Origin of the sequence: Vibrio mangrovi (assembly GCF_024346955.1) — a bacterium.
GTDB lineage: Bacteria > Pseudomonadota > Gammaproteobacteria > Enterobacterales > Vibrionaceae > Vibrio > Vibrio mangrovi.
Genome location: NZ_AP024884.1, coordinates 1,162,786 through 1,175,267 on the forward strand (window position 1 = coordinate 1,162,786; position 12,482 = coordinate 1,175,267).

Sequence of the window (12,482 nt, forward strand, 5' to 3'; positions counted from 1 at the left end):
GTTATTCTCCTTTATTTTCAATAAGGCTGACTTTTTATCTGTGATAACTGTTACACCCAGCGTACTGCCGGATGCTCTGCTGTTGAGTGGATCGGCTTAGTGAACCGGCCCTTCAGCATCCGCAGCAAACTGACCAAAATGTGCTTCAAGAACTTCCGGCGTTAGTTTCCCCTGAGCTTCCAGTTCTTTCAGCTTTGCCACAACAGCTTTCTGCTCATCCAGAGAGGGAAGTTTGGTTTCTTCCTCCCCGAATTCCTGCGCTGCTAATCCAGCCAGTTCCTGTTCAAAATCGTTCATACACCACCTCCGCTAATTTTCTGTGCCAGAGTTTACACTGCTCCCGAAAAATGCTCCAGAGCCGTGTTATTCTCTCACTTCCGACACTCTGACCGTAAGTATTCCACTCATCTGCACTTAAAGTTTGAAACCCCCAACCAGATGATCCAGGCGTTCAGAAAGTGTTTTCAGTTCACGACTGGCATCTGCCAGCTCTTCTGCTGTTGTAGTCGTCAGTTCGTTGATTGCATTAATCTCTTCAATGTTCTCATTGATGTTCTGTACTGCTGCTGACTGCTCTTCCGTCGCAGTTGCAACCTGAGTATTCCGATCCGAGATTTCGTAGATACGTTCTGAGATCTGACGCAACTGTTCCACTGTATTTTCAGCCGCCGCCACACCTTCCTGAGTTCTCTCTTGTCCGGTGTTCATCGCGCGCACCGCATTCTGCGATTCACTCTGTAGCTGATCCATCATTGCCTGAATCTCTTCTGTCGATGCCGCCGTCCGTCCAGCCAGATTCCGGACTTCATCAGCAACAACAGCAAAACCTCTTCCCTGTTCTCCGGCCCGGGCCGCTTCAATTGCAGCATTCAGAGCCAGCAGATTCGTTTGATCGGAAATTTCACGAATAACCGCCAGAATTGAACCAATCTCATTGGTCGTCGCAGCAAGCTTTTCAACCACCTGAGTCGTTGTCAGCATATCTTCCGCCAATCGGTGGATGACTTCTTTCGCCTGATTCACGACAGTCTGGCCGGAGTCACTGCTCACTGACGCTTCATTCGCGGTTTCGGCGGCAACAGCTGCATTCGATGCAATTTCACTAATCGTTGCTCCCATTTCATTCATTGCCGTCACGACCTGAATCGTCTGATCACGCTGATTCTGGCTATTATCATGTGTCAGATGAGCCTTCTCAGCAACCAACTGAGATTCATATGACAATGTCCGGCTCGTCGATGCCACTTCCTGCATCGACTGATGAATCTTCGCAATAAAATCATTAAAACCAACCGATAAGCGGGTTATCTCATCATTACCGACAATCTCAATACGCTGAGACAGATCACCCTCGCCTTTACCCAAATCGGTAAAACGTTCCGCAATCTGACGAATCGGTTTAGTAATACTGTTTGCCAGCAAAGCACTCATGAAAATAAAAAGTGCCGCAATAATCACCGTCCCAATCATCATATTCCGGGCAGCTTTATCCATGTCGGCATAAACTTCATTAACCGGTACGGAAGCAATCACGTACCAGTTCATTGTTTTAATGTACTCACTGGCAACAAAAACTTTTTCGCCTTTGTATTGGGCTTCAATCAGATGAAATCCACCATCACTCAGCAGCGCGGATGCTCCTGGCCCATAAAGATCGACCAGTTTCTTACCCGACTGTCCTTTACCCGGATGAATTTTGACTTCACCTTTAGCATCCGTCAGGAAAACAAAGCCGGATTTTTCGATTCGGAAACCATTGAGCAGGCGAACCATATCATCCATAGACTTTGACATACCGGATAATGTAAAACCATCAACCGACTGATAGTTGGCAAACATCTTCACTTCACCGTTTGGTTCCTGAAAAATACTCACCATCGTCGGTTTTCCGGATGCAATAAACTGGAAAAACCATTGATCCTGCTGATGATTTAACTGACGCAAAAATCCATTCTGATTCCAGTAATACGCCGTCTTCCGGTTTGCAACTGAAGCATCATTCAGGTGGTATTGTTGTTTGAGATTGTTCAATTGCTGAATCAGAACTTTTTCTGACTGCTTATCAATGTTTGTCGTATCGACCGTTGCTTTAACAAACTCATTATTGGCAATCTGTTCCGCTGCCAGCAATAATTCGGCAACTTCCCGATCGATCTGATGACGAATTTCATTTAAAAACGATGGTAGCTCGATATTAACAAGCCGGTGTTCCAGAACATTTCTGGACTGATACTGGGCAATAAATCCCACAATGACAGTCGACGCCAGTACAGCAAATGCCATACTCCATACAACTTTCTTTTTAATACTCACTGAATTGAAAAAAAACATATCTACTTGCCTTTATTATTTTTGTCACTGCCCGTCATCGATCGGTATATCCGGATAACAGAGAAACAACACAATACCACTGCACGGTTCTGGAACGGGCAGCTGATAAATCAATCATACATACTTTGAGGTTGAAATTATTGCCGGCATGCGGTGCAATACAAGCCCAAAAAGCATAGATTCTGGCTGAAAATTTGCTATGCGTTTATCACACTGGCATTCATCAGACGTATAGTATACGTCATCGTTTGAGGAATAGTGAACGGTATACGCAATACTTTAAACCTTGCTTTGAGAACACTCTCTGGAAGATGAAGTCTAAAGCCATCGACGTGTAAAAGTGAACTTTTCTGTGTTTTATCAAACTAATCCAGAGGTTGTTGAACCCATAACAACAAATTTTCTGTAGATAAATAAAAATCGGAGCAATACTGGTCATGCAATCAGCAGCAGCTTTTCAACAATTACAACACTATTTAAACAGTCAGGTTATTGGTCAGGAATCTCTGGTCAGACAGGTGTTGGTCGCTTTGCTGGCCGATGGACATATTCTGGTTGAAGGTCCACCGGGACTGGCAAAAACCCGGGCAATCAAATCACTGGCCGACTGCATCGAAGGTTCTTTTCACCGGGTACAGTTTACCCCGGATCTACTTCCCGCAGACTTAACCGGAACCGATATATTTCGCCCGGAAACCGGCGAGTTTCAATTTCAGCCCGGTCCGGTATTTCATTCACTGCTACTTGCCGACGAGATTAACCGGGCTCCGGCAAAAGTGCAGGCAGCGATGCTTGAAGCGATGGCCGAAAGACAAGTCACGGCAGGCAGGAAAACATACGCACTCCCCAAACTATTTCTGGTGATGGCCACACAAAACCCGATAGAGCAGGAAGGGACTTATCCACTCCCTGAAGCACAGCTGGACCGTTTTTTACTGCATCTCAATGTCGACTATCCGGATGCAGATAGTGAATTGTCAATTCTGCGTCTCAACCGGGGAGAAGCTCAGGGCGTTAAACCACAGCAACCGGAAAAACTGTCTCAGGACGATATTTTCAGCGCCCGTCAGGAAGTTCTGAATATTCATATGGCAGAAGCTATCGAGCAATATATTGTTCGTCTGGTCATGGCAACGCGCCAGCCGGAAAAATATGACGATAAACTCAGACAATGGCTTGAAATGGGAGTTAGTCCCAGAGCAACAATTGCTCTGGATCGTTGTGCCCGGGCCAGCGCCTGGCTTGCCGGGCGGGATTTCGTCAGCCCGGAAGATGTCCAGAGCATGGCCTTTCCGGTGCTACGCCATCGCCTGCTTCTGACCTATCAGGCTCAGGCCGAAGGCATTCATCCGAATCAGATCATCAACCACGTTCTTTCTTTGGTCGGTAGTGCCTGATGGCACCAGAATGTCATGATTGAGAAGATGTAACGAGGTATGGCAATGGAACTCCCTGCTTACAGTAATGGTGTCACTCTATGTCTGGAAGAACTGCTCGCTTATAAACAGCACTGTGCTTCCTGGCTGCCACCAGCCAAAAGTCTGTGGTCAACCATGTCCGGACAACACCTGAGCCGCCAGCTGGGCCGGGGCATGAACTTTTCAGAGGTTCGCCGCTATCAGCCCGGAGATGATATTCGGGCAATCGACTGGCGGGTAACCGCCCGGACCGGTAAACCACACACAAAGCTCTTTAGTGAAGAACGGGAGAAACCGGTGATTCTCTATATTGATCTGAGTGCCACAATGCATATGGGTTCCCGCTTATTGCTGAAGTCAGTCCAGGCTGCTCATATGGCTGCATTGCTGGCATGGCTGTCACTGGCTCAGAAAGATCGCTGCGGAGCACTGATCGATTTGGGAGACAGCCTGATCGATATTAAACCTAAAAGTCACCAACCCGGTGTGCTGGCTCTGCTCCAGAAACTGATTGATTGTCAGACCAGACAACTACAGATAAATCAGACACACACATCAGCTGTCTTACCTATGTCAGAAAGTTTAACCGCCTTAAACCGTCTGTCCCCGAAAGGCAGTGAGGTGATACTGGTAAGTGATTACACACGCTATCACGATGATCTGAAACCACAGTTCAGTCAGTTACGCAGACATAATCAGGTACGGCTAATCCATATCTATGACCCACTCGAACAGGGAGAAACCGCCTTTCGGGGGATCGAATTCGTCGCCGATCAACAGCAGAGCCGATGGCTCAACTTTTCAGCACAAAGTACACGGACAGGAATTAAAAAAGCCTTTGAATCTCAGAAAGATAGGCTAGAATTACTCAGTCGGAGTCTGGGAATCCCCTACACCCGGCTTTCGAGTGATACACCTTTGCTGAAACAACTATCCGGAAGTTACTAAATGGCACGATCGATCTCAGAGTTACTTGACCTTCAACCTCTTCATCTGCCGGATTCACCATCGTGGTGGCCCCTTGCATGGGGCTGGCTGAGCCTCGCCGGGTGCATCATCATCACAGTGTTACTGATAACCTGGATGATCCTCTGGCAGCGTAAACGTATTGCACCCAAAAAAGTCGCATTACGATTATTGCAACCTACACATGGTCACGTCACACCATCCGATGCAATCGAGTTGGTCAGACAGGCTTCGCTGAGCTATTTCCCCCGTCAGGACATTGCACATTTAACCGGACATGACTGGTATGCATTCTTAGATGACCAGTTGGGGAAACCGCTGTTTATTCCCAATGAGTCCCTGTGGCAAAAAGCACTGTATCAAAAATCGAAATCAGAAGAACCGCAACAACATCTGATTAACGACTGCCTCATCTGGGTACAGGAAGCCTTACCGCCAAAGAGAAGAAAAAGGAGATAATCTTTGGCACATATTGAGTTCATCTGGTGGTGGATGTTGTTCCTGCTACCACTACCATTGTTGGTTATTAAACTGCTTCCACCGCACAAACAACCCGCAGCAATTCAACTGGCCTATCTCCCGGAAGAAGGCGGTCTGACAAAACCCAGTCACTGGTTTGCCCAACTGCTGACCGGAGCAATTTGGGTGGCACTGGTCGTTGCTTGTGCCCGTCCGGCCTGGTTTGGTGATCCAGTTACGGTTCAGCCCAAACACCGGGATTTGATGCTGGTTGTCGACTTATCTTATTCAATGAGCCAGAAAGACATGCAAGACGGAGATGATTTCGTTGACCGTCTGACAGCAGTCAAACGTGTACTTGGCCGGTTTATCGAGCAGAGACAAGGCGACCGTCTGGGGCTGGTACTTTTTGCTGATCATGCTTATCTGCAAACACCACTGACTTTTGATCGGGAAACCGTACGCCGGAAATTGAATCAAACCGTATTGAAACTAATCGGGACAGAAACTGCCATCGGAGAAGGCATCGGACTTGCCACAAAAACATTTATTGATGGACATGCACCTCAGCGGGTGATGATTCTGCTCAGTGACGGAACCAACACGGCCGGAGTGCTGGATCCAATTCAGGCTGCACATATTGCAAAAAAATATCATGCTATTATCTATACCGTCGGGATTGGCGCCGGTGAAATGGTCGTCAAAGACTTTGTATTCAGCCGTAAGGTAAATACCGCCCGGGATTTAGATGAAGATACACTGAAACAAATTGCCAAAATTACCGGAGGAAAGTATTTCCGGGCACGGAATCGTCAGGATCTGGATAATATCTATGCAACGATTAACCAGTTGGAACCCGTTCAGCAAGCCAGCCAGACCTGGCGCCCTCAGAGTGAATGGTTCATCTATCCGCTCGCGCTTGCACTACTACTCTCGTTTGTTCTGGTGATCGTAAGGAGAAATCATGTCTGACTTTGTATTTCTCAATCCGGTCTGGCTGACCGGGCTGTTTCCTGTAGCGCTACTGCTTGCATGGCTGACGATGCGTAGAAAACAACAATCGCTGATTGCCCCACATATTGCTCAGGCTCTCGGGATGTATAACGAAACAACATCCAGCAATAAGTTGCTCCTGCTTGCTCTGAGCTGGACGATAGCAATCGTGGCACTTTCCGGCCCCAGCTTCGAACGCCAGCTTCGCCCGACATATAACAATACCGGAGCCAGAGTGTTGGTCATGGATATGTCCCGTTCTATGTATGCGACAGACAATCATCCCAGCCGACTGATACAGGCCCGCTATAAAGCCGTTGATTTACTGAAACACTGGAAAGAAGGCGTCACCGGGCTGGTCGCCTATGCCGGAGATGCCTATACCGTCAGTCCGATGACAACTGACACTGCAACAATCCGTAACCTGCTCCCCAACCTGACACCAGATATCATGCCATATCAGGGTGCTGATGCTGCCCGTGGTGTAAAACAAGCGATTCAGATGATGAAAGATGCCGGGCTTCATCAGGGTGCGATCATTCTGATCACCGACGAACTGGATGCACAAGAACGCCAGGGTATCACCGATCTACTCTCCGGTAGTCGCTGGCAACTGGCTATTTTAGGCATGGGCTCCCGAACCGGTGCACCAATTCCTACCGATAATGGTGCGCTTCTCAAAACAACTCAGGGACAAACCGTCATCGCCAAAGCAAATTTCAATGAGATGAAATCACTGGCTCAATCGCTGCACGGTACATTTATTTCCGTACAGCTGAATAATCAGGATATCGACACATTGGTCAATGCAACTCAGGTGAATACCGCAAAGAGCCGTATGTCAGGTAAGCAACAGATAGCGGATCGTATCAATCAGGGTTACTGGCTGGTACCACTCCTCTTAATTCCGGCACTCCTGCTATTTCGTAGAGGATTACTCTTCTGCTGGATTGGATTGTGCGTATCTATTGGTACGACACCCCGTGTGCAGGCCTCGCCCTGGCTTAATACGGATCAGGAAGCAAAACATCTTTTCGATGCACAGGATTACCAGAAAGCCGCCCGGCAATTTTCTGACCCGGACTGGAAAGCAGCCGCCTACTATCGCTCAGGGGATTATCAGCAAGCGATTAAGGCATTGTCATCAATCAAATCCCCAACACCGAGCCAGCAATACAATCTGGCCAATGCGTACGCAAAGCATGGCGATCTCCAAAAAGCAATTGACCTTTATAAGCAGGTGCTTCAGGCAACCCCGGATGATCAGGATGCACGCCATAATCTTGATGTGGTGAAAAAAGCCCAGCAACAGCAACAGCAACAGCAACAGCAACAGCAACAGCAACAGCAACAGCAACAGCAACAAAAGAATAATCGTTCTTCCGCACAGAACCAGTCTTCACAGTCTGCATCACAACAGAAGCAGCCCCAACAGGGACAGTCGCAGGAAGAAAAAACGCAACAAGCGCGACAAGGACAGTCGTCTCAAAATCCATCCGAGCAGAAACAGTCACAGCAGAGTCAACAGTCAGGACAAACCAAAAAACAGAATCAACAGCAAAACTCTCAGACAAAAACGGCTCAGAAGCAGGATGCAACGAAAAAGGCTGCGAATACAGCTCACACCAGAAATACAGATCAAAACCAGAGCAAAGACAAAATGACTCAGCCTCAGGAGCAGAACCGGCAAACAGATCCTGAGCTACGCAAGCTGCAACAGGTTGAAAATACCAGAGATCCCAGCCGCCTGCTTCGGGCAGAGCTGATGCTTCAGGCTGAGCAGAAAGAACCACCAGAGGACAATGGCAAATCATGGTAAACAGACACCAGCATTCTATACGCAAAAGTACACTCTGGATCCTGTTCATCAGTCTGATGGTCAGCCTGAACGCTCAGGCAGCTACTTATGCGACAGTCAGCAAGAATAAGGTCACCCGGAATGAGTTGTTCCAATTACAGATCATCACCGATCAAAGAGCTTCCGGAGATGATGTGAATTTTGAACAGCTTAAACCGGATTTCTTCGTCAACCGTCCAAGTTTCGGCACATCCACCAATATAATTAACGGTCAACGCAGTGTTCGCAGTGAGTGGGATGTATCCATTGCAGCAACCCGGACGGGTGTAGTCACGATTCCTAGCTTTGACATTAACGGAGAGAAAACCCAACCCATCGCCATTCAGGTGGTACGGGATTCAATGTTACCTAATACGGATGATCTGATAGAAATTCAGTCGACTCTCGACAAAGACACTCTGTATCCGGACGAAAGTACCCTGTTTCACGTAAAGATGATGGTAAAAATCAATCCCCGTCGTCTTCAGGACACAAAAATTACACCTCCCTCAGTAGATGGTATGACGTTGGAGGCGGCCAGTGATTCTGAACAACACCGGGAAATTGTCAATGGATTATCTGTCACTGTCGTTCAGCAGACATTCCGCATTACAGCACTGAATCCCGGGCGATTTTCCGTCACTGATCCCCATTTTAGCAGCACACTGCTATACAGTGGTATGAACGGTGAAACTAAAGTACTTTCTATCAACACCAAGTCAAAAGAGTTCCCGATTCAGGTGATGGCAAAACCTACAAATTATCAGGGAGTCTGGCTACCAACCTCAAAACTGTCTCTCAAACAAAACTGGACCGATAGTCAGGGTAAGGCTATCTCTGAAGACACTGCAACACTGAAAGTTGGTGATTCCATCACCCGAACCATCGATCTGCAAATCCGGGGCATAAGTCAGGAGAAAATCCCTGATCTGAAGATTACTTATCCGGAGAGTCTGCGGGTCTATCAGGAAAAACCACAGTTTAAAACACTGGATAATGGTGATGTGGTGATGACCCTTAAACAGGTACTGATCCCGAATCAATCCGGACAAATAAACTTACCCGGTGTTTCTCTCAACTGGTGGGATACCCAGAAACACCGGCAACGCAGGACATTGCTGACCGGGCTTGTACTCAGTGTAGCAAAGGGAACACCTATTGATACAGTGGTCACAGTGCCACAGTCATCTACGATACCATCAACCTCTCAGGTTGTTCGGGTAAGCGATCCCGGTGTCTGGCCTTATCTGACAGCTGTATTTGCCCTCTTATGGCTGATGACAGCAGGGTTATGGCTGTATAGCCGCCGTCATAACACCCACGCAGAGCCAACTGAAACACCGGATTCTCCCAAAAATTCTGAAAACCTGTCTCTGAAAGAAGCACTACAGCAGCAAGACGGGATTCGGATTCAACATCTGGTACAAGAACAACTGGTACAGATGAGTCTGTCACCAGAGGAAAGATCAGCAATCGAATGTGAAGTGAAAAAACTTCAGGCTGCTATCTACTCTTCCCGGCAGGCAACTTACGATCCAAAATCTCTTCTTCGTTTGTTAGCAGAAGCAAATAAGCAGCAGAAGAAAAGAGGTAAAAAGAGTAAAGAAACACTACAGGAACTTTAAGTTAGCCGGTCTTCAATGACCGGCTTCATCGGTATAAATCCCGAAAAGTGTTTTATTGCTGAATCCAATGAAAACACACTATATTAAATTCTAGAATGTGATTTAGAAAATCGGAGACAAAACACTAATCTTTATATAATTCAAATTATATTTCTTCCCACATTCCAGAAGTATTAGAATATAACCACCCTATCGATCCTCCGATTCCGAAAGCCATATTTTTGCTAAATTCTCCGTTATAAGAATTAATCGATTTAGGTTTCATTGAACCAATTGTTCCTCCTTTAGCATAACTTGATAAATCAATTCTAATTCGACTATTCCCCTCGGTAACTTCCGTCAGATTTCCCCCAATATACGAGCCTCCAGTCATAATCAGATTTGAATTATCAGTCTGCACTGAACCTTCATATTTTGACCCGGTATGTAGCTCCAGAGTTTTAGATCTTATATTAGTATCACCACCTAGTGTGACTATAGAATTGATAAATTTACCATAAAATAAAGGGACATAAGAGCCAATAGTGCACCCATCAAATGTCGCTGACGCATAATCATTACCAGGAATAACACTGCTTATATCGCAGTCATAGAATGTAAGACTCTTTTCATCAGTTGAAACAGAATGAACCGTAAGTAATGTGATATTAGCTCCTTCTACAGTTCCATTGATCGATGAGATATCCATACCATTAATTACACCACCGATAATATTATAATGACCGATTTGGTTGGTGACGGTTGTCAGACTCCCCTCAATATGAGGATTATTCAATGTAATCTGCGCTCCATTTACACCTTCTAACCATGTAGTTACAACCGTCCCCTCAGCCCTGTACGCGTTATAACAGGAATTAGATCCAGAAATCGTAACACTGGCGACGCCTGATGTGCTCAACCGGATTGCATTGTACACACATCCAGATCCACCGAGAACCCAGGTGTATACTTTTGTATCTGCAATGCCCCCTTCTGAATGTATTGTGTTAAAGGTACAGCTCAGTGTTTCCGGATCAATAAAAATAGGGTTAATGCTATTCTCTACCTGAATTCTGTTGAAGGTTGATGTATTACTGGTATCTCCATCGTTATTTATAGAGAATGCATATTCGTCAGACGATCCACACTGCTCAACGGAAATAGTGTTAACTAAAGAATCCCACATTCTATTAATTTTACACCCAGCTCCAGCAAAGTTATTCACCCGAATATCAATATCTTTTCCATGACTGATACTTTGTAATACAACTCCATTCGCTGGCTGACCTTCGCCATGTAAAGCAAGTTTCAATTTACTTGGAGCTCCTGTAATGGTGAGACAGTCAATTCCTTTAGTCGGGCAATAAAGATGTGAATCACCACTACCATCATCAATAAATTCAAACTCAAATCCACCAACATACAGATTTAGTGGCGATTCAATTTGGAACACTCCTCTTTTAGCTTTGATCACTCGTTGATTTCCAGCAAAATCAGCACATTTTTTAATACAAGGTGTATTATCAACAGTATAGTTATTAGAAATAGCACCAAACTGTTCAATATATATTCCTTCTGGGAACAATCCATACAACTGATTTCCATCTGATGTATTAATTATAGCCCCATGATCCTCTGGTCGTGATTGACCACTTATTTTTATATAAGTATTACCACCAGCAGGAATTCCTGAAGATATGGTCTCCCATCCGGCGTAATATGATTCTGTTTTTACAATCGAACCGACATCGATGGATGAATCTGATATACAGTCAGATACCGTAGCTCTATAGTGTACCACTAGAGATTCAGTGTTATTTATTATTTTATCCATATTATGATCCATTTCTGTTACAGATTTATCTATCAAATTTTCATCTTTCATTCCATCCTACCTTAATTATTGTCAGTTCATTATCCATTCAATATAAATAACTTCTATATGCTAGAATTTATATTAACTAATAAAATGAATTATAAAACTATCATATTTACTAATGTATCCTCACATTCATTCTCTGACAAATCAGTTTGCGAACTGCCAAATTAGTTATTTGATTATTTTGAATAAAAATCAATTAATTAAATAAGCATAATTTATTGACGAAGCTAGAAATCAATTCAGAGAAAAAGGAGTAACTATTGAGGTCGGCTGAGGATGTGTTACATTGTTTTCAGGCTTTCAAAAACTATCGTCCCGTTATTTCTGGAGTTCTTCAGGTAATCAAAATGACAAAATGTATGACAACCTTTTTTATTTTCATGGCTTGCCTGAGTTTTTCCATTGCAGCTCAAATCGATTTGGTAAAAGTCGATAAATCAAAACGTCGTTTGTATCTGATCGAACAGGGACAGACGATAAAAACATACCGGATTGCTCTGGGAAAATTTCCTAAAGGAGCCAAACACCAAGAAGGCGACCAGCGAACACCAGAAGGGGAGTATGTACTGGATGCGGTCAATCTTAACTCAAATTTCTATAAAGCTTTTCATATCAGCTATCCGGCAACCAAAGACATTGACTATGCCAAGCAGCACACATTAAACCCTGGTGGAGATATACAGATTCACGGTCTGAAAAACGGCTATAACCGTCCTCCTGAATTTATTCAGAGCTTCGACTGGACCAATGGCTGCATCGCTCTGACCAATGAGGAAATGGATGAATTGATTCGGCTAGTTCCTATCGGAACACCAATTCACATTGAGTGGTGAAATCTTTTTCTTATCCTTATAGGGACACACACCCCTGCTTATAAGGACTGCTTATAAGGACAGTCGCTTCAAACTAAGGTATTAACTTTAAATTTTCCACTTTACTTTTATCAGAACGAAGAGGCTTTTTAGGTATGAAAAAACCACAGGCTTCCCTGG

General features: G+C 45.1%; 10 protein-coding genes. 7 read left to right on the plus strand and 3 right to left on the minus strand.

Annotated features, from left to right (window positions below; translation table 11 throughout):
- Positions 1 to 96 precede the first annotated feature (96 nt).
- Both OCU74_RS21255 and OCU74_RS21260 read right to left on the minus strand, forming a co-directional pair.
- Positions 97 to 297: a chromosome partitioning protein ParA gene (locus tag OCU74_RS21255; protein ID WP_087482657.1), complete on the minus strand. Its 201-nt coding sequence runs from the start codon at positions 295 to 297 to the stop codon at positions 97 to 99.
- A 117-nt stretch (positions 298 to 414) separates the two neighbouring features.
- Positions 415 to 2,331 (minus strand): methyl-accepting chemotaxis protein, encoded by a 1,917-nt coding sequence (locus OCU74_RS21260; RefSeq protein WP_087482658.1) that lies wholly within the window; start codon positions 2,329 to 2,331, stop codon positions 415 to 417.
- Positions 2,332 to 2,768: 437 nt separating this feature from the next.
- On the opposite strand from OCU74_RS21260, the gene OCU74_RS21265 reads away from it, so the two are divergent.
- The 6 genes from OCU74_RS21265 to OCU74_RS21290 are packed head-to-tail and all read left to right on the plus strand — an operon-like array spanning position 2,769 to position 9,629.
- Positions 2,769 to 3,728, plus strand: a complete 960-nt coding sequence (locus OCU74_RS21265; RefSeq protein WP_087482659.1) for an AAA family ATPase — start codon at positions 2,769 to 2,771, stop codon at positions 3,726 to 3,728.
- A gap of 39 nt (positions 3,729 to 3,767) precedes the next feature.
- Positions 3,768 to 4,697: a DUF58 domain-containing protein gene (locus OCU74_RS21270; RefSeq protein ID WP_087482660.1), complete on the plus strand. Its 930-nt coding sequence runs from the start codon at positions 3,768 to 3,770 to the stop codon at positions 4,695 to 4,697.
- On the plus strand, positions 4,698 to 5,174 hold the full coding sequence (locus tag OCU74_RS21275) for a DUF4381 domain-containing protein (protein ID WP_087482661.1): 477 nt from the start codon (positions 4,698 to 4,700) through the stop codon (positions 5,172 to 5,174).
- A 3-nt stretch (positions 5,175 to 5,177) separates the two neighbouring features.
- Positions 5,178 to 6,146 (plus strand): vWA domain-containing protein, encoded by a 969-nt coding sequence (locus OCU74_RS21280; protein ID WP_087482662.1) that lies wholly within the window; start codon positions 5,178 to 5,180, stop codon positions 6,144 to 6,146.
- Entirely contained in the window at positions 6,139 to 7,986 is a 1,848-nt protein-coding gene (locus OCU74_RS21285) for a VWA domain-containing protein (protein WP_087482663.1), read from the plus strand. The genes OCU74_RS21280 and OCU74_RS21285 overlap by 8 nt, the downstream gene beginning before the upstream one ends.
- Positions 7,980 to 9,629 (plus strand): BatD family protein, encoded by a 1,650-nt coding sequence (locus OCU74_RS21290; RefSeq protein ID WP_234993635.1) that lies wholly within the window; start codon positions 7,980 to 7,982, stop codon positions 9,627 to 9,629. The genes OCU74_RS21285 and OCU74_RS21290 overlap by 7 nt, the downstream gene beginning before the upstream one ends.
- 145 nt (positions 9,630 to 9,774) lie before the next feature.
- Here OCU74_RS21290 and OCU74_RS21295 read toward each other — a convergent pair whose 3' ends face one another.
- The gene (locus OCU74_RS21295) at positions 9,775 to 11,493 is read right to left on the minus strand and encodes a hypothetical protein (protein ID WP_087482664.1); all 1,719 of its coding nucleotides are present in this window, start codon (positions 11,491 to 11,493) and stop codon (positions 9,775 to 9,777) included.
- A 356-nt stretch (positions 11,494 to 11,849) separates the two neighbouring features.
- Here OCU74_RS21295 and OCU74_RS21300 point away from each other — a divergent pair, with 356 nt between their 5' ends.
- On the plus strand, positions 11,850 to 12,323 hold the full coding sequence (locus OCU74_RS21300; RefSeq protein ID WP_087482675.1) for a L,D-transpeptidase family protein: 474 nt from the start codon (positions 11,850 to 11,852) through the stop codon (positions 12,321 to 12,323).
- Positions 12,324 to 12,482: the final 159 nt, after the last annotated feature.